The following is a 24,186-nucleotide window of genomic DNA, read 5'->3' on the forward strand; positions in this document are numbered from 1 at the left end:
TAGACTGAAAAATTTTCAGTTCGCTGGCCTGATGGTTATAGGTATGGAGTTAAACCGATTTAAGCATACCGGTTTACCCGGGCAACGAAATGGTCGATATTAAAGGGTTTGGCTATAAATTCTGCGCCACAGCCCGAGCCCATAATTTCGGTCTTGGTTGTGTTGGCAGACATCATAATGATATTAACAACTGAGGTACGCTCATCCATGCGCAATTGTCTGCAGATATCGAGTCCGTTACCGTCGGGTAACATGATATCGAGTATCACTATATCAGGCAATTTCTGCAAGATCATTTGGTTGAACGCTGCAACAGTAGGGAAGCCATTTACCTCATAACCTTCTTCAGACAGGATATAACTGACCACTTCACTGATATCCGCATCGTCTTCCAGGACATAAACTAATTTTTTGCTCATTTGTGTTTGTCTTTGTTATATTAGATTTTAATGTGTGTGTTGCAGGTGGGGAACCGCAAATTTAAATGTAGCACCTTTACCGGGTTCGCTTTCCACCCATATCCGCCCTCCATGGCGTTCAATAATCTCCTTGGTAATATAAAGGCCCAGTCCAAGTCCGGATATATTCCGGTCTTTTTCTCTTACCCTGTAAAACTGGCTGAATATATGGGCCTGTTCGGCGGCAGGAATACCAGCGCCATAATCTATTACGGAAATAATTATTTCATGGTCTTGGTTTACAGCTGTTATATTAATATCCCGGGAGTGGGGCGCGTACTTTACTGCATTGCCAATCAGATTTGTAATTACCTGCTCCATCCTCATTTTATCCCCCAGCAAAACAAGGTCTCCCTCGCGTACATAAATATAATTGTGTCCGGGAACGGTCTGCTCAAATGTTTCGCAGATATCACCGATCAGTGCACCAAGATCCAACTGTTCAAAATTGAACTGTAATTTGCCAGCCTGAACCTTGGAAATGTCAAACAAGTCGTTGATAAGGATATTGAGTTTGTCCACCTGTTTGATCGCCTTGTCTAAAAAAACTTTGTTCAGTCCATCTGAAGCTGTTTTTTGAAGCACCTGAAGAAAGCCGCTCATAGAGGTAAGTGGTGTTTTGAGTTCATGGGAAGCCAAAGCTATAAATTCATCTTTTTTAAGGCTGAGGGTTTTAACCTCTTCAAAAAGTTTTGAGTTATCGAGTGCTATGGCTGCCTGAGAAGCAACCCCAACCACCAGGTCTTCATGGTCCTGCACAAATATGCCGGGTTCTGGGTGACCAAAGAAAAGCCCGCCGATTACCGTCCCTGATGAGGAAATAACGGGCACAGCCAGATAACTGACCACAGGCAGGTGCCCGTCGGGCATTCCAAAATGGGGAGCCATTTTGCCATAACGTTCATCTTTTCTGATGTTGTCTACACGTACAACGCCCTCACCGCTGAATGTGGTGTGGAATACAGCTGTATTACGGGGCATACCAAATTTTTCAAACGCCTCACGGGGGGCGCCTGAGAGCGTATAGAGCATGTAAGATTCACCTTCCTCATTAATTTTATTGTAAAAGAAAGCGCCAAATGCAGCCCCGGTAAGTTCTGTTGTCGCATCGGTCACTTTCTGTAAAATCACATCAACATCCAACTGTTCACTGATGCTCTTGCCTATCGAATTCAGGATCATGAGCTTTTGGGAGTTGCTCTTTAAGGCGTTTTCTGCTTCTCTCTGGGCAGTGATATCCCTGGCTACTTTTGAGGCGCCAATGATTATTCCATCACTGTTCTTTATTGGAGAAACTGTTAAGGAGACCTGGATTTCCCTGTTTTCCTTGCTTATCCTGATGGTTTGGAAGTGATCTATCTTTATACCTCTTTTGATACTGCTGATAATGCGTTCTTCCTCATCAAGACGGTCTGGTGGGATCAATATAGAGATGTGTTGGCCAACGGCTTCGTTTTCGCTATAGCCGAAAATATTTTCAGCTCCTTTATTCCATGTGGTGATTATGCCGGAGAGTGTTTTGCTTACGATGGCGTCATCAGAACTCTCCACTATAGCAGCCAATGCGGCCTGCTTCTCATCGGCGAGTTTTTGGGCTGTAATGTTACGTGCAATCTTACTTACCCCAATAATGCGGCCCTGCCTATTCCTTATGGGCGATACGGTAAGCGATATTGGTATTTCAGTTCCGTCTTTAGCCAAACGTACTGTCTTGTAATGTTCTATTCTTTGGCCTGCCCTTACCTTATTGATAATGTAATCTTCTTCATGTATCCGGTCCTGAGGGATGAGGATAGTAATATGCTTCCCCATTACCTCTGATGCAGAATAACCAAAAATTCCTTGTGCTCCCTTGTTCCAGCTGGTGATAAAACCTTCCAGCGTTTTAGAGACGATTGCATCTTCGGATCCTTCAATAATGGCTGCCAGTGTAGCTTGCTGCTCTTCAGCGGCATACTCCTCTGAAAGGTCACGGATCATTTGGGAAAAGCCGATCAATTTTTGCCCAGCATCAGTAATTGTTGAGATGGTGATAGAAACATGCAGGTATTCCCCGGTTACCGATCGGCGTACGGTACGGATATCATTGATCTTAGCACCGCTCCGCACAGTATTTACTAAGCGCTCATACTCTTCAAAAACGGCATTTTCCATTGTTCCGGAAACTGGCTTTCCGATCTGCTCCCTGGTAAAACCAAACAGTTGCTCTGCCGCTGGGTTTATAGCTGTAATGTTAAAATCAATGTCGTGGCAGATTACTGCGTCTTCCAAGCTTTCAAAAATCGACTTAAAGGTAAACAGTTGATTTTGGGAAGTTAAGTCCATACTGGGCGGCAATTATTTAAATAAAGAAGGTACATTCACATTAATACCCGATCTAAATTAACAACCCTGACCGATAATAGTTTTAAGAATATAAAAATGTATCCCTTCATGGGCTGTCTATTTTAGCCTTTTTGAACCTGTTCTTGAAAGGGCTTACACCCGTATCTGGAACATGAAGCTCGATCGTTCCTTGGAAACCTGCATGGGAATGGGCATTTCAGTATAGGTTCTTTAGTTTTTTTAATATATTATATTGGGACATGTGTTAGTGAAACCGTAATTTCTTACAGTTCCTTGTTAAATATCTTGAACTGATTTAATAAATGACTGGGAATTTCCCTGACCATTTGGCCAGGGAAACGCAATTTTAATAAGATACAAGTGTTGTAATGCTTGATGCAGAAAGGTTGATGCCAAAGCTTCCGCCCGAAACCGTGAAGCTATTTGAGCTAAGATTTGTTGTGCTTGTTGTAAAATAGCGGTCGAATCCATTGACTGAAATTCCGGTATAGCTAAAGGGCTGATAAGTAACGGATGTATTTTGGTTTATGATAACGAGCACTAATTTTGTTCCGCTTTTGTATGCGGTAACATAAACACCAGTACTTGGATTTGAAGTACAGCTGATTTTGGTATATCCCGGGCGCACATATCTGGCATAATGGGCCATGATATAACCTAATTTTTGAATATTGCCGCTTTCGCTGATTGGCCCATAACTTCTTCTGATGTACCACCATACATATGCACTCCATCCTGCGTTCATGCAGTCGTGGATCTCTTTGGCTGCTGTCATCGCATTTGGCCAATCTTCCCCACTTATGCTGGAATTGGTATAATGTTCGGTCATCCATACCGGTTTGCCAATATTCCCCAGGTTATAAGGTGTTTTACCGTAAATGTGGCCGCATACAAAACTGGTTTTTGATTTTGCAGTTGCATTGCTGAGATAGGTATTAATATAAGTCTGGTTCATTTGGAATGGTTCTGGTGCCATAATTGGTGCGCCGCAACTGCTGCCCTGTGCAGCAACAAAGTCGGCTACTTCCGAAGCTGTAAGTTCCATAGATTCATAGTTGACCTGATAATCAGGCTCATTCGTGGGACTAATGGCGGCAAGGCCGCCAACTGCACTATTGAACGCACTTAAATGTGCGGCATAGGCAGAATAAGAAGTTGTTTTGATTTTGCCACCTATTATACTTCCATTGGTCTTCATTGATGCGGGTGCTGACCATGCTGAGGCGATGGCTGAACCTCCATATGATTTGCATGCGTCGATAGTTGCTTTTTCGGCAGGAAATTCTGTGGAGGAATTAGGGACACGTACGCGGACTATGCTTAAACCGATGCCGTTTGTCGGTGAAAATGCTGTACTTCTTTGAGCACTTGTTAAGTCCCCTGTCCATGCTAAAATATTGGCTCCACCGAACCCTTTTATAGACTGTTGCACGGTCGAGGCGTTAATTTCGGCGGTACCCTGTACGGCGAGAGCTGCCAGGGTTCCCTTAACGGAGTCCGATCTCAGCGCTGTGACCTTTTTTTGCGGAATTAACAGTTCTGCTTTGTTGATTTCATTTTTTGAACAACCAGCAAATAATAGTGCTGCAGTGAGCACGCATGAAATTTTGTTTCTCATAAGTAGATTTGGTTAGTGATTTAATTAATCAATTTTAAATAAATCAAGTGTTAGCGGGTACTACATATGGCTTTTTTTCTGATACATATGTTGAAAGATCGAGGTTTTGTTGCGCGCTGCATCAAGAGGCCTGGAGTTGCTGTATTTGACTAGAGGGATTTAGTTGTCAGATTTGAGCAGAAACTTTTAAATTTGAATAGATGAGCAAACGAGTGTTTGATGATCTTTTAGGACAATGACTATAGATTTATTTAATAACCGAGGGGCTACAAAAGAGATCGCTGATAAGCTGGGTATCAGCCAGAACCCCAACAGCAGTTTTGAGCCATAACGTGAGCGTAAGTATTAGGCTGCTCACTTAACCAAAGGCTATCTGATGCTGAAAAATTTATAAATCAAAAGATTAATATGAAATATTTTAAGTTGTTAGTTGCTTTTTTTTTGCTTGTATTAAGCTGTTCGGGTTTCGCCCAAAACAAAAACCCAAATATCATTATCATTCTTGTTGATGATATGGGGTTTAGCGATGTAAGCACCTTTGGTGGAAATTTTGTGCCCACACCTAATATTGATCGTTTGGCTAAAAATGGTTTAATGCTGAACCAATATTACAGTGGCGCACCAATCTGTTCGCCATCCAGAACCAGCCTGCTTACCGGTATGTATCCGGGAAGGTGGAATTTTAGTACTTATCTGGATAATAAAAAACATAATAAAAATGCGCAACAAGCAGATTACTTAAATCCCAAAGCGCCATCTATTGCCCGTATTTTTCAATCTGCCGGATATGCAACCGGTCATTTTGGTAAATGGCACATGGGCGGTGGGCGAGATGTAAAGGATGCACCAGGTTTTGAAAAATATGGTTACGATGCCCATGCCAGTACCTATGAAAGTCCTGAGCCAGACCCGCTGTTAACTGCCACAAATTGGATCTGGTCGGATAGAGACAGCATAAAACGCTGGGACAGGACAAAATATTTTGTGGATAAAACACTTGAATTTTTTAAAGAAAATAAAGATAAGCCACGTTTTGTAAATCTTTGGCCAGATGATGTTCATACGCCATGGGTACCCAATGTTGGAGATGAATATACAGGTAAGTTTCCTTTAGGACAAGAATCTGAGCAGGCATTTAAACTGGTGCTGAAAGAACTTGATGAACAGGTTGGAAGATTAATGGACGGTTTGCAAAAAATGGGCGAAGACAAAAATACCATCATCATCTTCACCAGCGATAACGGCCCTTTGCCTAGCTTTAAAGGGAGCAGGACTGGTGGATTAAGAGGCAGCAAATTATCTTTATATGAGGGGGGGACCAGAATGCCGTTTTTAATTAGTTGGCCAGGGCATATTCCTCAGGGAAAAACAGATGTGGACTCGGAAGTAAGTGCAATAGACTTATTGCCATCGTTAGCCAATATGGCCGGGGTAAAATTACCTGAAGGTTATCAGGGAGACGGGTTAGACAGGAGTAAGGTTTTCGCTGGAAAATCATCATTGAGGAAAAAAAATATGTTTTGGGAGTACGGCAGAAATGATATAGCTTTTAAATATCCTGCCAAGCCCAATAGAAGTCCAAATCTGGCTGTGCGCGCTGGCGAGTGGAAGTTGCTTATGAATAGTGATGGCTCTGACGTACAGCTTTATAATATTGTAAAAGATAAAAATGAAACTCTCGAGTTAAGCGCCAAGCAGGTTAAAATAACCAATCAATTAAAAACCGAACTGCTTGCCTGGTGGGAATCTCTGCCTAAACTCAAAAATTAATCAAACGATCTGAGAAATGCTATGCGGGCTTTTTGCCTTGTTTATTTGCGCAGGGACATTGAACACTCAGGAAGTTGATTGCGCTAAAAATGTAAGCAGTTAATGGTCTAAAGAAAAAGTAAACCCATGGTATGCCAAGCAGCCTTGGCTATTTGGCCTAACGATTTACCTGCTACGGCAATTTATTAAATAGATCAGAAAGAGACTGATGTATTCAAAAAGTTAACAAAGAGAACAGGATAAAAAAGTAATTTGCCATCCTATTATTTAAGAGATGAAAATAAGCGTTAATAAAAATTTAATATTTGTTTTTGGGCTTTTGGCCGGCTTTACGCTATCATCCCCAAAAGGTGCATCTGCTCAAAAGAAAGCAAATAAAAAACCAAACTTTGTGTTGGTAAGGCTGATGATCTTGGTTATTCTGATTTGGGTTGCTATGGAGGGGAAATCAATACGCCAAACCTTGATCGCATAGCTAAACAAGGTATGCAGTTCACAGAATTCTATAATGTTAGTAGATTTCCTTGATCCGGATGGCTACGAGCTTGCGGTATGGTCCCGGTAGAACTTCGCACTATCTTGCCATTAAACCAGTCGGTTCTGCACGCTGTTTGCCAGTTGCAAGAATCGACGCTTTCTTTTCTATTGTAATCGTCATGTAGATAGAGGAATTACCTCCCTGGTCTGTTTTCCTTTTCTTTAGAAAGAAAAAAGTAAATGAAATTTCTTTTCCTGAATTAACCATAGCAATCCTTATTTTTTAGGTAAAGTAGGCACAGGTTTTCTCTATCATGATCATCTTTACGGCTTATTATTGCTATGGTTAAGGTTTTTGTACTGGAAGATGATCAAGATATTAGAAAAATTATAGGGTGTACTTATAGATGCAGATCTTGTGCTGTGTCTGTAATCTTTTTAGAAAAGAAATCGCCTAATACTGCTTTCTCAACATATTTATGGCCAATGCAGATAATGCAAGTGTTAGGTATATGATATAATCATCTACTGGGCAGTTAACTATCGTAATTGTCTTAATAATTCCGCATCTGCCAGCTGTTACGCAATTCCTGAATAATGCAGGAGAAGCATTATCTAAAGCTGGGGTATAACAATAGCTGGATAGTGCTGAAGTTGCTGGTGTTGAAGAATAATTTTGAACAGTATAGCCGTTGCAACTGGAAGTGGTTCCCAATGATGTTGTATAGATGCCGTCACTAACACGTGGATCTCCTGAAGCTTCATATATTACACAGCCTGTATAGGTTTGAGCTTGGGCTATTAATGACAACAAAGTCATCATGCTTAAAAAAAATAGGCTTATTTTGAACTTCAAACTGTTCATGATTTTCTTTTAATGCTTTAGTTAATTTTTATAATAAAGTTGAAAGCATTAATAAAGAATAACGACGCTCATTAATTTGTTTGCAATTTACTGCATTATGACGGTTTCTTATAAAGATAGTCGTAGAAGTTGTAAGGTTCATCTTACTGTTTTCCTATTGGTTCGTGATTTTTTCCTAGGCCTCTATTTATTTCAGTAATTTTTGATAAGTATCAAGCGGCTGAGGCAGCTAAATAACTATTCAGCTATTACGTTGATAGCTCCTTTTCTCATAACAGTTAGCAATCGATTGTACCTGGTCAGTTTTTATAAAACGAATATTTATTGGTTGCCTACGGATATCGCTTTAAAGCGCTCAGATATAAATTGTTCCTTGTGCTAGTCACTATGTATGCCGAATTTGCTAGCAACAACCCATACGCCAGGGTAAGTTGGCGAATTATCTATCAAAATTTATTTAAAACAATTATGAAAAGTAACCGATTATTCGAAAAACGGATTGAGCTAAAAAACTGCCAGATTAATGGCGGAAGACTTGCTGAATCCAGCACAGTAACCTCAACAGCGACTAGCGGTGGTGGCTGTACCGACACCCAGTATGTGACTAAAAACGACTGTGGAGAACCAATCAGCGCCTGCACAGATTACGTTTGTAAATAAACCGTATAAACTTAGCTATAAATTAAGAAAAGACTTATGAAAAACAACAAAGCACTATTCGCAAAAAGAATTGATTTAAAAGACGCTCAAATCAATGGTGGCAAATTGGCCAGAACTTTTAGCTCATGTTCTACTTACACTTCAAGCAATTGTTGTAGTGACAGTGTCACAACTATGACCAACGATGAGGGTAAAGTGCTGAGCCAAACCACAAGTACCTGGTAAATCTCTATCAACCAGAATGGGGGACCAATGTCCTCCATTTGGTATAATCAAAATGCAAACAGCCGCTAATAATCTAACCCAATTATGATATTAATTTTCTCGGTCAACGATGATTATTCAACCAGTAGGGTAATCAATTGGTTAATACATATGAAAAAAGCATTCATTCGGCTAAATGAAAATGCTGATGTAGAAATTATTTCACTTACGGAAGATGATTTTATACTAAGAATTGATGGTGATAGGGTGAGCAGTACACAAATCACGAAAATATGGTATCGCAGAGGTGGACTATATTTGATGAAAGACTTCAGTAGTGCGCTGATCAAAGACTACTTGTCGAGTGAAATTGCCAGTTTGGTGCAGTACTTTTATTATGTGCTGGATAAAATACCGGCTATAAACAATTTCAGGACCCGAGACATCAACAAACTTCATTTGATGAACCTCTGCAAAAAATATGCTATTCCGGCACCTAATTTTCTGGTTACCAGTTGTAAAAATACTTTATTAAATTTCTTTCATCAGGAAAAACAACTGATTTCTAAACCCTTAAGTGCTCCATTCAGTATCGTTGATGAGGATGATTTTGCTCATTTGTCCTATACCGCAGAAGTCACTTTAGCGGATATCAATGATTTGCCAGACCAATTTGTCCCTACATTTTTCCAGAAAAACATCACTAAGGCTTATGAGATTAGGGCCTTCTATCTCAATGGCCATTTTTACGCAATGGCTATTTTTTCTCAGAACAATAAAAATACCAATGTAGATTTTAGGAACTATGATTACACGAAGCCCAACCGCTTGACTCCCTATCAGTTTCCGAGATCTTATGAACGTAAAATACAAAAATTATTAGACGCGATCGGACTGAACTGTGCTTCATTTGATGTGGTTTGTGCTATGGAAGATCAGCAATACTATTTTTTGGATCTGAACCCCATAGGTCAATTTGGAATGGTTTCAAATCCTTGCAACTACCAGCTGGAAAAGGAGATTGCATCATTGTTATAACATGGAGAAAATAAAACTTGAAATTCAAAACGGCACCGCACCTGTGCATCTGAAATCTTTACTGAAAAAGGAGAAACCTAAATATCTGATTAAAACCAGGTGCTCAAATTTATTCAACACCACTCACTTACAATTGGATCTTTTCTACAAATCGCCCTTATGAACAAACTATTTTTGAGAAACCAATTGTGTATTCCCGTTAAGGGCTACAATAGGGCAATTATTTATGACCTACTCAGAAAAGATTATTTTTTTATCCCAAACGAGTATCATGCCATTTTGGATACTAACGACTTTATTCAGTTTTCTAAAATTAAGGATGCCGGGGAAAGACAGGAGCTGATTAGTTTTTTAATGCAGGAAGAAATCATATTTGAACTTTCTGATCCCCGCCAGCGGAAACGGTTTATCCCCCTTGACAGAAATCTACATACACCAAATCAGTTCAGCAACCTGGTGGTTCATGCCAATATCGATGAAAATCTCCTGGATTTTATGGCCGATAAATATTTAATGAATATTTCCATTATCGCACATGAATTGAACGCAGATCTGTTAAAGTTGGTTAAAAAAATAGCTACACTAGAAATCGACGGCATTTACCTATACATCGAAAATTTTAACGCTGAGCTTTTTGAAGAATATTGCGAGGCATTCAGCTACAATCAGCTGGTTTTTTCAGTTAATTTTTTCAGTACGGATGTAACTGAGAAAACAAAATTGATTCACAATATTTACTATAATTTTTTTGAAGAAAGCTTTGAGGATTACAGCAGCAAACTAACTTATGATAAACTCGATATTAATAGTGAGCATTTTTTTGAGGCATATAATTACCATTCCTATTATTTTGGAAAGATCTACATCGATGCTACCGGCCATATTAAAAATGGATTAAAGAATGCAACGAGTTATGGCCACATGCCCTCCCTTACCAAAGCACAATTTTTAACCATCATCTCTTCAGATGCATTTCAGGAACTAGGTAGCATCAAAAAAAACGATACTATAGTTTGCACGGACTGTGAGTTTAGGTATATGTGTGTAGATAGTCGTGTTCCCCTTAAGGGTGATGAAAAATGGTATCATGACATCGAATGTCGGTATAATCCATATCTGTCTAAGTGGGATGATGAAACAGGCTACCGAACTTTAAGCGATGTTGGAGTGGCCATTTCTGCATCCGGAATTGCGATTGATCAAGAGAAATTAACTGAGGAATTTGAAAAAGCCTGGTCTATCTAATATGAAGTCCTTCCCATTTTATAAACAGCCCGACAGTAAAGATTGCGGTCCTACCTGCTTGCGGATTATAGCTAAATACTACAAGAGAAGCATTCCCTTACAGCAAATCAGAACCCTTTCGGAGACTACCAGAGAAGGAAGTGGTTTGTTTGGCCTCAGCAATGCAGCAGAAAATTTAGGGTTTAGGACACTGGGTGTTAAAATAGATTTTAATACGCTGCTTGCAGAGGCTCCTTTGCCATGCATTGTGCACTGGAATAAAAATCACTATGTTGTAGTTTACAAAATTGATAAAGCAAAAAACGTCTATATATCAGACCCCAGTTACGGCTTAATTAAATATACCAGGGCCGAATTTATAAAAAGCTGGATTGGTGAAAATGCCGACGAACACACCGAGGAAGGTATTGCGTTAATTCTGGAAACTACACCAGCATTTTATAAAAGTGAATTTGACGACGAAGAAAAGAAGGCAAGCTTTTCTTTTTTATCCAAATATCTGTTCAAATATAAATCACTTATTATCCAACTGATTATTGGTCTTTTGGCAGGAAGTATATTGTCCCTGATTTTTCCTTTTTTGACTCAAAGTATTGTCGATGTAGGTATTCAGAACCAGGATATCAATTTTATATACCTGGTCTTGCTCGCTCAGCTTATGCTCTTTCTGGGTAAAATGGGCATAGAAATTATTAGGAGCTGGATCATGTTACATCTGTCTGCACGGATCAATATATCGATCATCTCAGATTTTTTCATTAAGCTCATGAGGCTGCCTATCAGCTTTTTCGATACCCGTATGACAGGTGATATCATGCAAAGAATTAACGATCACCACAGAATTGAGCAGTTGCTGACCAATTCCTCGCTCAATACCCTGTTCTCGATGGTTAACCTCATCATTTTTAGTGTTATTTTGTTGATTTACGATTACCGGTTGTTTATCGTTTACCTAATCGGAGCAATTTTATATATCGGCTGGATCAGCTTTTTCCTTAAAAAGAGAAAGGAATTAGATTATAAAAAGTTCTCTCAAACTGCGCGTGAACAAAGTAAGGTAATTGAACTCATTAATGGCATGCAGGAAATAAAACTGCACAATGCGGAGAAGCAAAAACGATGGGATTGGGAATTTCTACAGGTCAAACTGTTTAAAGTACAGATAAAGTCTCTTTCGCTGGAACAATGGCAATCTGTTGGGGGTGGTTTTATCAACCAGATCAAAGATATTCTGGTCAGCTTTCTGGCTGCAAAACTGGTGCTAAGTGGAAACCTGACCTTGGGTATGATGCTCTCTGTGCAATATATTATTGGCCAGCTCAATGCGCCATTATTGCAATTGATTGATTTTATCAGGCAGGCCCAAGATGCCAGAATATCGTTAGAACGTTTGGGAGAGATTCATGATAAGGAAGATGAAGAGCATGCAAGTGAGCAATATGCTACAGAAATACCGCAACAAAATATTGAACTAAATAACCTCTCTTTCAGGTATACAGGTTCAAATTCCTTCGTATTTCAAGATTTAAACCTCACCATCCCATTCCAAAAAACAACGGCTATTGTTGGGGCAAGTGGGAGTGGAAAAACAACGCTGCTAAAGCTATTGACCAAGTTTTATGAACCAAGTTCTGGTGAAATTAAAATAGGAAATACCAACATGAAAAACATTTCGCCCAGGTTTTGGCGCCACCACTGTGGTGTTGTAATGCAGGAAAGTTATGTGTTTGATGATACCATTGCCAATAACATCGGTATTGGTGAGGATGTTATAGATAAAGAAAAGTTACGCACGGCAATCAATATTGCCAATATTAAAGACTTTATAGAAAGCTTGCCCTTGAGTTATAATACCAAAATTGGAAACGAAGGCTTAGGCGTAAGCGGTGGTCAAAAACAACGGCTTTTTATTGCAAGAGCAGTGTATAAATCACCAGATTATATCTTTTTTGATGAAGCTACAAGTGCATTAGATGCCAATAACGAAAAGATTATTATAGAAAACCTGGAGCAGTTTTTCAAAGGAAAGACTGCGATTGTCATTGCGCACAGATTATCTACCGTAAAACATGCCGATAAAATTATCGTATTGGATAAAGGAATGGTCGTGGAAGAAGGCAATCATAACGAACTGGTCTCTAAAAAGGGGGAGTATTACCGATTAATCAAAAATCAACTGGAACTTGGAAACTAAAAAAGACCTGCTAGACGATATAGAACTGCGCTCAGAAAGTGTTCAGGACGTACTGGCTGAACCTCCTCACTGGATGGTTCGTTGGGGAAATGTGATCGTATTTTGCGCAATTTTGATGATCTTAATGATGAGTTATGTGATCAGATATCCTGAATTTGTACCCGCTACCATTATTGTAACCTCACACCATCCACCAGAGCGGCTTCAGGCAAGAACGGATTCCAAAGTTGAAAAAATTTTCATCAGAGATCACCAGAAGGTGCGCAAAAATGAGGTATTAATGGTTTTACAATCTACAGCCGATTATAAAAACATGCTTGAATTAAAGAAAATTGTGGATGCTACATCATCATCCCGACTATTTTCATTTCCCCTTCAAAAGACCTCAGGTTTTAATTTAGGAGAACTACAGGGCGACTACAATGCCTTTGCAAAAGCATTTCAGGATGAAAAATTGTTTACAAAACTGCGCCCATACACCCCCGAGCATATCGCTGCGGACCAAAATATAGTTGAATATAAAGGAAGAATTGTATCGTTAAAGCAACAAAAGGATTTGGAACGGGCTAGGTTCGAGCTCACGACAAAAAATTATCAGCGCGCACAAAAACTCTTTGGCCTGAAAGTTATCTCAGCCATGGAATTCGAAGGCGAAAGAATTAAATTTTTACAGGCACAACAAGGTTTAGAAAATATCAATATTTCAATATCTCAGGCAGAAGAAGGTATCTCAAATTTTAATAAAACAAAAAGTAGTGCTATAATAAACACCGAAAAAGACAAAATCGGTTATGCTTCTCAAACGCTGCAACTGTTTGAACAATTAAGAAAGTCATTAAAACAATGGGAACAGGATTATCTCCTTATTTCTTCAACAGATGGGATGGCAAGTTTTCAGCAGTTTTGGGGAGAAAATCAATTTGTGAAAAAGGGGGATGCGATTTTATCTATTTTGCCCAATAATAACAAAAAGCTGATCGGGAAGATGTTGGTTTCAGCCACCAATTCAGGGAAGATTCATCCAGGCGCCAAAGTGCTGATCAAATTAGAAAATTATCCTTTTCAGGAATATGGTATTGTAGAAGGAAGGGTGCAAAACATATCTTTGACCACTGATGCCGAAGGAAATTATTATGTAGATGTTATGCTCCCTAATGGGTTGAAAACTTCTCATCATGAAAGTTTGATTTTTGACAAGGAGTTAAAAGGCAAAGCGGAAATTGTAACACATGATTTAAGGTTAATTGAAAGGGTGTTTTATCAGTTCAGAAAACTTTTAAGGTATCAGGTTGATTAGAATTAGAGGATATTAAATAAAATAATTTGATTAATGAGTAGTAGATTAACCATATATGTTCATCTTCTGTTTTGTGGAATCCTGGTATGCAGTGCATGCAAAAATAAAGAGGGAAGGGCTAAATTACAGCATAAGAACAGCCAGAGGGCAAGTGTAGCGAAGGATTCTTTGGGGGCGATTTTAGCCTTGGATACCTTATCTAATGAGGCCTTCAAAAGCGCAGTTAATCAGGAAAACAATCTTATTAAAGCTGACCAAGGTCCTGTTAGTTCCTATCTTCACTATTTTAAGGCAAGAAAATATCTGCTGGAAAGGAAACCAGACAGTGCTCTGCTTGAATTTAAGCAGATGAAAGGCAAAACGCCTAATGATGCGGTAGAACTTTTGAAAACTTACAGCATTCTAAGTCAGAGTTTTGGGGACGGGTTACTCGTCGAATCAAGCGTAATGGAGAAAATAATTTCTGCCATGAAGATTGCGGAGCGAGTTCATAGCCCTATCACTTACCGTTTTTACGATTTGTTGGCTAAGGCATATTTTCAAAACAACAATGAGAAGGAATCGCTCAGATACTCGGTGCTCTATTATGAAAATCATCCATACAAAACTCATGCAGTTGTTAAACAACGCTATTATGATATTTCTTTTCTGCTGGCAGCCAGACTAAATGATGATCAAAAAATGAAATTTTATAATGGTAAGGCTCACGAACTGGCTGTTAAAGTTGGCGACAGCCTTGCCATAGCCCGTTGTTACAATAACGAATCTCAGATTTATGCCAGACAGCATCAGAATGAAAAAGCGGTGGAGTTTAGTAGGTTATATTTCAATTATCTCAAAAAACATGATAACCTGAACGATATCGCTTACAACAATTTGGCAACGGCTTTTATGCGGAATAAACAGGCCGATTCGGCGATCAAATATTATCGGGAAGGGATTGCGCGCGAAAAGAAGAATCAGTTTAAGAAACAAAACGGACTGTATTACCAGGGGCTTAAGGAGGCTTATCAGTATAAGGGAGATTTTGTACATGCTATGGAGGCCGCAGATTCTGCTTATACCATAGAACTCAGGAATTATCAAGCGATTGAAGCAGTTAAGATTGCTGATCTCCAGGAGAAATACGAAACGGAGAAAAAGGATCAAAGCATTCAGAAACTGAATGAGCTTAATAAGTCAAATAAGGCCGCTATAAAGCAGCAGCGCTGGACACTTATTTTACTTACCTTGGTTTTTCTGGCTATTTTTTTATTCTTTTACTTTATTTACCGTCAACAACGTTTAAAAGAGAAAAACAGATTGCTGCAGTCTGAGAATCAAAGGTTAAACATCGAACAAAAGCTATTGCAAACCCAATTAAACCCACATTTTATATTCAATGCAATTGCTAACCTTCAGAGTTTAATCACCTCAGGCCATGTGGATGAACCGGTTTGTTATCTCAATTCATTTTCGAGTTTACTTCGTGGCGTTTTAGAGCAAAACCGAAAGGATTTTATTGAGCTAAGTGAAGAATTAAATACCTTGACCAACTATATCAGGCTTCAGCAAATGCGTTATGAGGGGGAATTCGATTACCAGATAATTGTAGATGAAGATTTAAGCCCTCAATGTACACTTATCCCCCCAATGCTGATACAACCTTTTGTCGAAAATGCCATAGAACACGGTTTAAGGCTTATCAGTCATAAAGGTATGTTGAAGATCTCATTTAGTAAGGTAGATAAGATGTTGTTGATTAAGGTGGATGACAACGGCAGCGGAATTGTTAATCATAATAAAGAAAACCAAAATAAGCAGTCTTTGGCGCAGATTATACTTAAAGAGCGATTGGCATTACTTTTTTCGTCAGAAGAGCAGCATGCAGCATTTACCGTTAATGATAAAAAAGAGGAGCAGGGCGTAATTGCTGAAATCACCATACCTTTAATTGAAGAATAGAATAAAACAAAATGAAGTTATATATCCTTGAAGATGAAGTGCGAATTATGCAACATATTTTGCAGATTGTAAAGAAAATCAGTTATCTTGAAATAGTAGGTTTCACCGATAGGGTATCAACAGCTTTAGTTGAGATACCCAGTATGGTGCCCGATATTATCCTTGCGGATATCCGGTTGAAAGATGGCGATAGCTTTCAGCTTTTCGATGAAATTGGAATGAAAGATTTTCAGGTTATTTTTCTAACTGCTTATGATCAGTATGCTATTCAGGCGTTAAATTTAGGCGCTTTTGGTTACTTGCTGAAGCCCATAGATGAAATTTCTTTGAGCGCAATTATTAATAAATGTTATCATCATCAGGAACAGGAGCAGTTTAGTCAACAGCAGTTGGCCATTGCCAAAGCCCATTACCTTGCGCAAGGATTGAGTGCTACCAGGCGTATTGCGCTAAAAACCTTCGAATACATTGAAATCATTGCGATAGATGATATAGTGGTTTGCAAGAGTGATAAAGGATATACCACCTTCCATTTAATAGATGGAAGAGAGATTCTGGTTTCTAAAGGCCTAAAGGAATATGAAAATTTATTAACACCATTCGGATTTTTGAGATGCCATCAATCTTATATGGTAAATTTCAAATACGTTAAAAAGTTTTACCGGGAAGGTTATTTACTGATGCAAAATAACGAGCGGATATTGGTTTCGAGCCGAAAAAAAGAAGAGGTTGTGAAATATTTGGAGAATATTGCTTAGTTCGGCACATTTTTAGCGCGCTACAGGGATACTGAAACGAGAAAATACATAGAAAACCGGGCTTTTTTGTCCGTTTCCTATGCGTCCCTACCGAAACGGTATGCTCACATGTACCAAAGTCGATTTGAGCCAACACAGCGTTCGCTGATAAATAATAAGCTTTTCCTTTCTAACCAGAAATCAGGCTATTGTGAAGGTTCAACGACAATGCCTTGTTTTTTCAAAACGTTCACACTGTCTTTATGAAATAACGCCGCGTCAACCAATGTTCCTGGATTAGTGTAGAGCGCCTGAAGTATATTGCGTCTATCTTTTGAAAAATAATAACTTACGTATAACCCGGGAAGATGCGCTGCTTTAAAATTGCCAACAAAATTCAGGTTGCCATAGCTGGGTTTAGCTTTCCAGGACGCTGCCCGGATATCGGTTTTTCTGTACATGCTTGACGAAGCTGGACCTTTGAAAAGGATACTGTCAAAATGACCATAAACGTAAAATGAATCGGCTGTTGGCCCGGCAATATGATGAGGAAGATTCCAATATGCCTTTCCTGTAAGTATACCCATTTTTCCTCTGGGTACTTTTTCGAGTGAAGTATAACGATATCCACCACACTCAATATTTTTCTTGGATATACATCCTGAGAAGATGACTGATATAGTAAATATCAAAATCCTGAAACTCTTTATTAAGCTTTCCATATCTAATTCATCAAAAGTCCGGTTTGTGTAATCTTTAGGCTGCTGAAATAACTTCATTTACCGGCCTTTCTATCATTGAATCTTGATCTTGTTTTTTGCAGCCAGCTATTGCTACCGATGTGAAGATGAAGAGCAACGCCAATTTAAATGTTTTTTTTTCATGGTTTTATTTTTTTTGGATTATTACCGGCACCTGGAGATAGTTCCCTTTTTTGATAATAATCCCCCAAAGATGATTTTGGGGGTATAGAAAATGAAAAAAAGTTAAAATAATTTAAAAATCACAGAAAGACCGTTGCATCAGTATAATTTTGTTAATTGTCAATAGAAAACTGCCGCAAGGTTCAGGTAATCTCCTTTACTCTCCGCATCTATCGTATTCAAAAGCAAAATTCAGGAAATAGAATGGTCGTTAGAAGTGTTTTAGGAAGTATTCACTTTAAAGTTTTTAGTTAAGATTATCCTTCACAACCAAAGTGGGGAAGAGCCGCTACTTGGGAAATACCCGCCCACCAGTAATTTTATTTTTAAAAATTTTCTCACGATGGTTAACACCCCAATCTTTCACATAATTAATGGGTGTCAATGTATTTGCATAAGGCTCAATATAGTAAGCAATTTCTATAGGGGTAATCTTCAATTATTACCTTCTTGATTAATTGATGCTGTTCAAGTTCCTTAAGTTCTTTTGCTAATACTTTTGGCGTCAGTGCCGGTATACTTTCTTGAATTTCCGTAAATTGGCTGTTGCGGACAGCCTCGCATATGCGTTATTTGGTCAAAAAAAACACTAATACCAAAAAATAAAAGCCAAATAGAAAGCCGCGACTTTCAGTTTCGCGGCTTCAAATGTAATAATGTTAAAGTATTATAAAGCTCTGATATCAGAGTATTAATAAAATTTTGTGGCAGCAATATTTTTTTATTCAGCTGCCGCCTCAGCATTTATTGCGCTTACTGCAATTTCGGTAAGTGCTACGTCTGTTGCTTTTTCGTTCTCTAAGGTTTGTTCCAATAAATCAGCTATGTCCGAACGGTCCATATTTTCAGCGAACACTTTTAAGGTTCCGTAAGTGGCAATTTCATAATGCTCTACCTTTTGTGCTGCGAGGATCAGACCAGCATCACGGATCATCGTTCCTGCGTCAGTATCTTCGATGATGCCGTTTGCTTCTTCAAGTAACCCTGCCATCGCATCACATTTTTTTGCTGCAGGTTTCTCATCAAGCAATTCGAATACCTGTTCCAATGTATCAATGTGAGTTTGGGTTTCCTGGGTATGTTTTTCAAACGCTGTGGCCAATTCTGGACTTGTCGCAGCTTTTTTCATTTTTGGAAGCGCTTTTACCAGGTGTTTCTCCGCCCAATATATATCCTTTAATTCGTCAATGAAGAATTCGTGGAATTCACCAGGTTCAATTTTACCTGTGGTATTGCCACTGTTTTTTTTTGTTGCCGTTTTGCCGTTTGTCTGAGCGGCTGCCGCTTTTGTTGGAGTTGCCATATATTCTTATGTTTAGTTATTTTGTATAGTATGAACCTGATGAGCAGAGAAATGGTTTGAGAAATTGCGTAAACAGGTAGTTGGCACTCGCATATAGGTATTTATAACCTCTCCATTTTTTGTGAATTTATTTTATCCAGGAAATACCCACCTTTGCGTTTCCGCGAACAAAGCTTTCCAGTTCTCCCTTTTTGCCTCTAATGGCTTTGAGTTCCTTGCCTTCTGCCACTAAAGTAAAATCCATGCCGCTTAAATTCTTTGTCCCGTTTACCGGAACGATCCTCGTCCTACAACTGATGCGCCCATCACCCTGCAGCCTGAAACTGACCGACTGCTTCCCGTGCCTCAATGCTGTTATCGGGTAGTCGGCAAAGATGAGAAAGTCCTCTTTGTCCAAGCGGATAAAGTGACGTGGCAATATGCCAAACGCATTTCCCGCCCCGTACACTTCCTGGCCTATGGTGCCGCTCTGCATGTTCCCATCCTGGATATCTTCAAGGGCAATCCAGAGTTTGTGATCAATCTCGCCGGTCTTTACCTTTTCTGATATCATTTCCTTTGGCAGCATCGGTGGGTAATAATATGGTGCACGTTCTACCAGATAGCGGATAAATTCAGTGCAGAGGAGCCTGATACTTGGCATGATCTCAATGCCTTCCGCATGTTTTAAGTAATTGTGCATGGCGCAGAAAACTTCCTGTTCTTCATAAGCGGCAGTATATGGTGCGTCGGCAAGTGGAAATAATGCAAAAAATGTGGGTACATGTTTTCCAAAACCATAATTGCAATCCCAGAGCTGCACATTCTGAAAAATTGAAGCCAGGCACCTGTAACTTGAGGTTAGGTAGCGTTGATTTCCGGTAATCTTATATAATCTTAAGAGTGCACCTGCAGCAAAAGCAGTATTATTAGCCTGGTACATAATCTTCATACCAATAGCTTCAAGTTTTTTCGCAGATTTTTCTGCCTCTCTGAGGTATTTTTTGTCATCAGTGAGTTCATAAGCCTGTAGCATCACATGGGCGTAAAGTCCCGGAACGTCCTGTTCCCCGCCTTCACCATCGGCAGTTTCTGCTTTGATAATTTCCAGTGTATCCATTTTATAAAAAACCGGCCATTCGTATTTGAATTTATGGGCAACCTTAATTGCGTAGCCAATGGAATCAAGGAAGAGCCCTTCTGTAGTGTGATCACCCTTTAGTGCTAATCTGGAGAGGTTGAGCAGGGGATGGTGCAGGTACCAGGAATCCATAACCATTGGCATCTTTTGCTCTTCATCTCCTTTGAGTTTATCCTCTGCTGCGGGATGCCAGCGCACAATTGTTTTAAGTTTTTTGCTATAAAAAGCAGGCAGGCCATTTTTGATCCTTTTAATTATTCCAAGGTCCTCGCCGCTCCATTCCACATAATCAATAAGTGGCAAAAGAACGGCAAGCTGTACCATAATCTCAGGTGGGGTTTCATAGTCGCTTACATAGGCATTGAAGTAACTGTTGCCGCCTACCATCGACCAGCAGCCTGGATTTTCAATCAGGTCTTTCAGCCCTTTTTTCAGGATCTCCGGCCACTCTAAGTAATGGGTATCCGGCCGGGGCATTAAGAGATATGCCGCTGCCAGTAGATCAAGATAATCAAGGCTGAGGTCGCTTTGTCTTGCTTCCATCGGTTTTAAACAGATATAGGCATCCGAAATGACAACCTTTTGGCCTTTTTTTAATGGTTTTTCGGTAGTCGCGGGAAGTGACAGCCCGATTTCTGGCAATTGCCCGGAAACAACCCCTGAGAGTGTTGTTCCAGTCTGCTCCGCGTAAGGGGATAGCGCAGTAAGGTTCTGAAGATAGAGTACCCTAAACATACTCTTTTCTTTGCTAAAATAGGCTATCCCGGAACGCGTGCCGATTTGGCTTAGGTGGAGTTCTCCCCATGATTTCCTGCTATCGGATGCAGATTGTGCAGTTAAGATGTCACGTGCGCAGAAAGGAAAATAAAGATCTGTTTTTGGTGTAAGTACAGCTTTAAAAGTCAAAAATGGGAAAGCATCTTCTCCGGTATTAATATCAATTTCGATAATGCCGATCATTGTTACTAAATTGATATGGAAGGCGCTATCCTGTATTTTGGATCTGATGCCTGTAATCCCACCGGTTTCTATCGGGCAAGGGCTGAAATATATTGGATCATTAGATCCACGACTGACCGAGATCCATACCGAACCGGTGGTCTGCAATACCTTGAATATTGTTGATCCTATAATTGTTTTACCTATCTGGATAGCGTTTTCGAATTCTGCCATCGTGGAGATTGCCCAGGGAGATAATCCTTTCATTGCCTAATTGTTTTGTTTGACCTACAAAACCTATTTTTCTATTGTATTGTTTTGCTTTCTTGAGTAGGAGCGGTTTAGATTGCACAAACGGGTATTTACGGTAGTTAGATACCTGCTCTGTGCCAGACTACCCGTTTTATTAAAAGTGCAAACCAGATTGCTTTTTTTGATGTGTTTAATGCGGAAGCTGAAATTATAACGGCTTCTTAAACAGTTAACAAAACAGCAAGCTTATGTTTCATCATTCAAAAGACCTACAGTTTAATGCAAGGGTTTCCAGGCCTGACCCGGTTTTTGCCAATATTTTATTAGAACAGTTCGGCGGCGAGAACGGCGAGCTGGCAGCGGCCATGCAATATTTTACGCAGGCGTTTGGTGCCAAGCAGCCCCATCCCGATAAATATGATATGCTGATGGATATCGCTACCGAAGAGTTCTCCCATTTGGAAATTGTCGGTGCAACCATCCAGATGTTACTAAAGGGCGTAAATGGGGAGCTTAAGGATGCTGCAGATTCCTCGGAGATCATGCAGGTACTTGATGGCAAGGCAGCAAAGGAAAACATCATCCATTCAGCGCTTACTGCCAACCCGCATTTTGTAATGCTCAGCAGCGGTGGGCCCAGACTGGCAAACAGCCAGGGTATCCCATGGTGTGCATCTTATATCCATTCAAATGGCGATCTAACTGTTGACCTGAGATCAAATCTGGCATCTGAGTCGCGGGCCAAACTGGTTTATGAACACCTGATGAAATTTACCGATGACACATATGTGAAGGAAACCCTTTCCTTTCTGATGACCAGGGAAGTTGCCCATTTTAAGATGTTCGAGGCAGCATTGGATACCATTCAACCGAACTTTCCCCCAGGTGTACTGCAGGCCGACCCACGGTTCACTCAACAATATTTTAACCTTTCCCCAGAAAATTCATTTACAGGTACCTGGAATAAGGGTGAAATGCCGGGAATGGGTAAAGAATGGGAATTGATAGCAGATCCAGTCGCATTTGTCAAAGAGACCGAAGGACTTACCGATCTTCCCGAACGTAAGGCAGAAGAACTTGAGGCAACAGAGGCGATGAATATTAAAATGAGTAAAGAAAAAAGTGCCGAAGTCAAATCTTCAGAACCTGAAGGTATTGCCCAATGGAGCGAATACAATAAAGATTAATATTCCCGGAACGGATCCATTAGGCCAAACGTTATCATAACGTTTGGCCTTTATTGCATACGGCCTCTAATTTCGGCAAATTGAACAGCGCGATCTAAAACTTTATGGAATATAGTGTGTTATTTAGAATATGACTATTCCGACAACACAAAACAGCTTTGTCCCGATTGCGTCAATTCATAATGAAAAAAATTATTTTAGCAGAAGATCACAAAGTCATCAGGGACGGACTTAAAATGCTTCTGGAATCTACAGGCGAATACCAAATTGTTTTTACCGCAGGGAACGGACAGGAGGTACTCGATGCGCTGGATCAGGGCTGCCAGGCAGATCTGATCGTTTCTGATATTGGAATGCCCATTGTTGATGGAATAACAATGGTACGGATAATTAAAGAAAAAGGTTTTAACGTTCCTGTATTGTTTGTTTCTATGCTTGAAGATGAATCACATTTATATCAGGCCATGAGCGGGGGAGCAATGGGCTTCCTTACCAAATCTGTAAATTCAAATGAACTGTTTTTCGCACTTTCAAAAGTTTTTTCGGGCGAACGCTATGTCTGTTCGTGCCTTTCGATTAAGCTGGTTGATAAGATGATTGAAAAATCACTTCCAGCGTCTATCGGCATTCATGGATCTGAATTTTCTTCAAGGGAAATTGAAATTCTTGAGCTTATCGGTCAGGGGTTGACCAATGCTGAAATTGCAGATAAACTTTTCATTTCCCGTAGGACTGTGGAAGGCCACCGTCAAAGCCTCATAGATAAAACAGGTGCTAAAAATACCGCAGTCCTGATGCGGTTTGCATACACCAATGGAATCCTTAGTTGATGTAGAATGAATTGACAATTTAAGGATATTGTAGAACTGCACTGAAGAAAAATTAGATCCAATTAGTTAAGAAGTACAGGGCTATGCTTTATTGACCTTACAAAAGATAGAAATAAAGGTATTAGTCACTGTAAAATGCGTATTTACCACTACCACTTGAAGGGGATTGTTGTTTCATTTTTTTTGACACGGTGTATAAAAAAGAGGAAAACAGTTACTTGGACTGCTTTCCTCTTTTTGTTTATGGTTGGTACTGCTTGAGGTATTTTTTCAGAAGTATCCGGGCCTCATGTATATAGGTTTTAACGGTTCCTAGTGGCAGCTGCATCTCATCGGCGATTTCATGGTATTTATAGCCTTCAAAGTAGCGGATAAATGGAGCAGCATATTTTTCGGGCAGCATGGACAGCGCAAGATTGATGTCCTGCATGGCAAAACTACCTACCGAACCATTTGTAGTTGCGCTATAATGAAGATTGGCAGAAGTAATCTCTTCCTCCTGAACGGTGCGGTCGCGTGTTTTTTGGTTTTTTTTGTAATTGTTGATAAAGGTATTCTTCATGATCACGAAAAGCCATCCTTTAATGTTGGTGCCGTCTTCAAACTTGGAAACAAAGCGTGTGGCCTTGAGCAAGGTTTCCTGTAACAGATCATTGGCATCTTCCTGATCTTTGGTGAAATTGAGCGCGTGCGATCTAAGCGAATGCGAGTGAAAACTGATGGTGTCGCTGAATTCTTTCTGTGTCATAGGTTTTTGTTTTAGCGTGTAGTCATAAATT

At 39.8% G+C, this 24,186-nt stretch carries 21 protein-coding genes; 12 read left to right on the forward strand and 9 right to left on the reverse strand.

Annotation, left to right across the window (positions count from 1 at the left end; all coding sequences use genetic code 11):
* Positions 1-59: 59 nt before the first annotated feature.
* The 3 genes from AC07VK_RS02480 to AC07VK_RS02490 form a co-directional block, all read right to left on the reverse strand.
* Entirely contained in the window at positions 60-419 is a 360-nt protein-coding gene (locus AC07VK_RS02480) for a response regulator transcription factor (RefSeq protein WP_492952950.1), read from the reverse strand.
* 27 nt (positions 420-446) lie between these two features.
* Positions 447-2,783 carry a sensor histidine kinase gene (locus AC07VK_RS02485; protein ID WP_492958101.1) on the reverse strand — a complete coding sequence of 779 codons (2,337 nt, stop codon included), beginning with the start codon at positions 2,781-2,783 and terminating at the stop codon, positions 447-449.
* A 367-nt stretch (positions 2,784-3,150) separates the two neighbouring features.
* Positions 3,151-4,422 (reverse strand): glycoside hydrolase, encoded by a 1,272-nt coding sequence (locus tag AC07VK_RS02490; protein ID WP_492952952.1) that lies wholly within the window; start codon positions 4,420-4,422, stop codon positions 3,151-3,153.
* A 408-nt stretch (positions 4,423-4,830) separates the two neighbouring features.
* On the opposite strand from AC07VK_RS02490, the gene AC07VK_RS02495 reads away from it, so the two are divergent.
* Positions 4,831-6,192, forward strand: coding sequence for a sulfatase-like hydrolase/transferase (locus tag AC07VK_RS02495; protein ID WP_492958103.1), 1,362 nt, complete (start codon positions 4,831-4,833; stop codon positions 6,190-6,192).
* A 426-nt stretch (positions 6,193-6,618) separates the two neighbouring features.
* Positions 6,619-6,720: a hypothetical protein gene (locus tag AC07VK_RS02500; protein ID WP_492958105.1), complete on the forward strand. Its 102-nt coding sequence runs from the start codon at positions 6,619-6,621 to the stop codon at positions 6,718-6,720.
* A gap of 403 nt (positions 6,721-7,123) precedes the next feature.
* On the opposite strand, the gene AC07VK_RS02505 is transcribed toward AC07VK_RS02500, so the two are convergent.
* Complete coding sequence (locus AC07VK_RS02505; protein ID WP_492952955.1) at positions 7,124-7,492, reverse strand: hypothetical protein; 369 nt, start codon at positions 7,490-7,492, stop codon at positions 7,124-7,126.
* Between the two features lie 510 nt (positions 7,493-8,002).
* Here AC07VK_RS02505 and AC07VK_RS02510 point away from each other — a divergent pair.
* From AC07VK_RS02510 to AC07VK_RS02545, 8 genes are all read left to right on the forward strand, one after another.
* Positions 8,003-8,194: a hypothetical protein gene (locus AC07VK_RS02510; RefSeq protein ID WP_145954257.1), complete on the forward strand. Its 192-nt coding sequence runs from the start codon at positions 8,003-8,005 to the stop codon at positions 8,192-8,194.
* Positions 8,195-8,230: 36 nt separating this feature from the next.
* Positions 8,231-8,419, forward strand: a complete 189-nt coding sequence (locus tag AC07VK_RS02515; RefSeq protein WP_145954256.1) for a hypothetical protein — start codon at positions 8,231-8,233, stop codon at positions 8,417-8,419.
* Positions 8,420-8,503: 84 nt separating this feature from the next.
* Positions 8,504-9,436, forward strand: a complete 933-nt coding sequence (gwsG, locus tag AC07VK_RS02520) for a grasp-with-spasm system ATP-grasp peptide maturase (RefSeq protein WP_492952956.1) — start codon at positions 8,504-8,506, stop codon at positions 9,434-9,436.
* Positions 9,437-9,595: 159 nt separating this feature from the next.
* Complete coding sequence (locus AC07VK_RS02525) at positions 9,596-10,681, forward strand: hypothetical protein (RefSeq protein ID WP_492958107.1); 1,086 nt, start codon at positions 9,596-9,598, stop codon at positions 10,679-10,681.
* A 1-nt stretch (position 10,682) separates the two neighbouring features.
* Positions 10,683-12,875 (forward strand): peptidase domain-containing ABC transporter, encoded by a 2,193-nt coding sequence (locus AC07VK_RS02530; protein ID WP_492958109.1) that lies wholly within the window; start codon positions 10,683-10,685, stop codon positions 12,873-12,875.
* Positions 12,865-14,172: an HlyD family secretion protein gene (locus tag AC07VK_RS02535; protein ID WP_492958111.1), complete on the forward strand. Its 1,308-nt coding sequence runs from the start codon at positions 12,865-12,867 to the stop codon at positions 14,170-14,172. Before AC07VK_RS02530 ends, AC07VK_RS02535 begins: the two co-directional genes overlap by 11 nt.
* A gap of 33 nt (positions 14,173-14,205) precedes the next feature.
* The gene (locus tag AC07VK_RS02540; RefSeq protein ID WP_492958113.1) at positions 14,206-16,116 is read left to right on the forward strand and encodes a tetratricopeptide repeat-containing sensor histidine kinase; all 1,911 of its coding nucleotides are present in this window, start codon (positions 14,206-14,208) and stop codon (positions 16,114-16,116) included.
* Positions 16,117-16,127: 11 nt separating this feature from the next.
* A complete protein-coding gene (locus tag AC07VK_RS02545; protein ID WP_492958115.1) occupies positions 16,128-16,874 on the forward strand; it encodes a LytR/AlgR family response regulator transcription factor in 747 nt (248 codons plus the stop codon).
* A 185-nt stretch (positions 16,875-17,059) separates the two neighbouring features.
* Here AC07VK_RS02545 and AC07VK_RS02550 read toward each other — a convergent pair whose 3' ends face one another.
* The 4 genes from AC07VK_RS02550 to AC07VK_RS02565 all read right to left on the reverse strand — a co-directional run bounded on the left by AC07VK_RS02550 (position 17,060) and on the right by AC07VK_RS02565 (position 21,405).
* Complete coding sequence (locus AC07VK_RS02550) at positions 17,060-17,632, reverse strand: hypothetical protein (protein WP_492958117.1); 573 nt, start codon at positions 17,630-17,632, stop codon at positions 17,060-17,062.
* Between the two features lie 545 nt (positions 17,633-18,177).
* Positions 18,178-18,342 carry a winged helix-turn-helix transcriptional regulator gene (locus AC07VK_RS02555; protein WP_492959838.1) on the reverse strand — a complete coding sequence of 55 codons (165 nt, stop codon included), beginning with the start codon at positions 18,340-18,342 and terminating at the stop codon, positions 18,178-18,180.
* A gap of 155 nt (positions 18,343-18,497) precedes the next feature.
* Entirely contained in the window at positions 18,498-19,079 is a 582-nt protein-coding gene (locus tag AC07VK_RS02560; protein ID WP_492958121.1) for a YciE/YciF ferroxidase family protein, read from the reverse strand.
* Between the two features lie 127 nt (positions 19,080-19,206).
* Positions 19,207-21,405, reverse strand: coding sequence for a hypothetical protein (locus AC07VK_RS02565; RefSeq protein ID WP_492958123.1), 2,199 nt, complete (start codon positions 21,403-21,405; stop codon positions 19,207-19,209).
* Positions 21,406-21,638: 233 nt separating this feature from the next.
* On the opposite strand from AC07VK_RS02565, the gene AC07VK_RS02570 reads away from it, so the two are divergent.
* Positions 21,639-22,577, forward strand: coding sequence for a manganese catalase family protein (locus AC07VK_RS02570; RefSeq protein ID WP_492958125.1), 939 nt, complete (start codon positions 21,639-21,641; stop codon positions 22,575-22,577).
* A gap of 182 nt (positions 22,578-22,759) precedes the next feature.
* Positions 22,760-23,407 carry a response regulator transcription factor gene (locus tag AC07VK_RS02575; RefSeq protein ID WP_492958127.1) on the forward strand — a complete coding sequence of 216 codons (648 nt, stop codon included), beginning with the start codon at positions 22,760-22,762 and terminating at the stop codon, positions 23,405-23,407.
* Between the two features lie 241 nt (positions 23,408-23,648).
* On the opposite strand, the gene AC07VK_RS02580 is transcribed toward AC07VK_RS02575, so the two are convergent.
* A complete protein-coding gene (locus AC07VK_RS02580; protein WP_492958129.1) occupies positions 23,649-24,155 on the reverse strand; it encodes an RNA polymerase sigma factor in 507 nt (168 codons plus the stop codon).
* Positions 24,156-24,186 lie beyond the last annotated feature (31 nt).

This window comes from Pedobacter sp. GW821-FHT01D05 (assembly GCF_059422505.1).

Excerpts from the sequence above, each read along its gene's own strand:
- AC07VK_RS02480 (WP_492952950.1), bottom strand. The coding sequence starts at position 419 with ATGAGCAAAAAATTAGTTTATGTCCTGGAAGACGATGCGGATATCAGT.
- AC07VK_RS02485 (WP_492958101.1), bottom strand. The coding sequence starts at position 2,783 with ATGGACTTAACTTCCCAAAATCAACTGTTTACCTTTAAGTCGATTTTT.
- AC07VK_RS02490 (WP_492952952.1), bottom strand. The coding sequence starts at position 4,422 with ATGAGAAACAAAATTTCATGCGTGCTCACTGCAGCACTATTATTTGCT.
- AC07VK_RS02495 (WP_492958103.1), top strand. The coding sequence starts at position 4,831 with ATGAAATATTTTAAGTTGTTAGTTGCTTTTTTTTTGCTTGTATTAAGC.
- AC07VK_RS02505 (WP_492952955.1), bottom strand. The coding sequence starts at position 7,492 with ATGATGACTTTGTTGTCATTAATAGCCCAAGCTCAAACCTATACAGGC.
- AC07VK_RS02510 (WP_145954257.1), top strand. The coding sequence starts at position 8,003 with ATGAAAAGTAACCGATTATTCGAAAAACGGATTGAGCTAAAAAACTGC.
- AC07VK_RS02515 (WP_145954256.1), top strand. The coding sequence starts at position 8,231 with ATGAAAAACAACAAAGCACTATTCGCAAAAAGAATTGATTTAAAAGAC.
- gwsG (WP_492952956.1), top strand. The coding sequence starts at position 8,504 with ATGATATTAATTTTCTCGGTCAACGATGATTATTCAACCAGTAGGGTA.
- AC07VK_RS02525 (WP_492958107.1), top strand. The coding sequence starts at position 9,596 with ATGAACAAACTATTTTTGAGAAACCAATTGTGTATTCCCGTTAAGGGC.
- AC07VK_RS02530 (WP_492958109.1), top strand. The coding sequence starts at position 10,683 with ATGAAGTCCTTCCCATTTTATAAACAGCCCGACAGTAAAGATTGCGGT.
- AC07VK_RS02540 (WP_492958113.1), top strand. The coding sequence starts at position 14,206 with ATGAGTAGTAGATTAACCATATATGTTCATCTTCTGTTTTGTGGAATC.
- AC07VK_RS02545 (WP_492958115.1), top strand. The coding sequence starts at position 16,128 with ATGAAGTTATATATCCTTGAAGATGAAGTGCGAATTATGCAACATATT.
- AC07VK_RS02550 (WP_492958117.1), bottom strand. The coding sequence starts at position 17,632 with ATGAAGTTATTTCAGCAGCCTAAAGATTACACAAACCGGACTTTTGAT.
- AC07VK_RS02560 (WP_492958121.1), bottom strand. The coding sequence starts at position 19,079 with ATGGCAACTCCAACAAAAGCGGCAGCCGCTCAGACAAACGGCAAAACG.
- AC07VK_RS02565 (WP_492958123.1), bottom strand. The coding sequence starts at position 21,405 with ATGAAAGGATTATCTCCCTGGGCAATCTCCACGATGGCAGAATTCGAA.
- AC07VK_RS02570 (WP_492958125.1), top strand. The coding sequence starts at position 21,639 with ATGTTTCATCATTCAAAAGACCTACAGTTTAATGCAAGGGTTTCCAGG.
- AC07VK_RS02575 (WP_492958127.1), top strand. The coding sequence starts at position 22,760 with ATGAAAAAAATTATTTTAGCAGAAGATCACAAAGTCATCAGGGACGGA.
- AC07VK_RS02580 (WP_492958129.1), bottom strand. The coding sequence starts at position 24,155 with ATGACACAGAAAGAATTCAGCGACACCATCAGTTTTCACTCGCATTCG.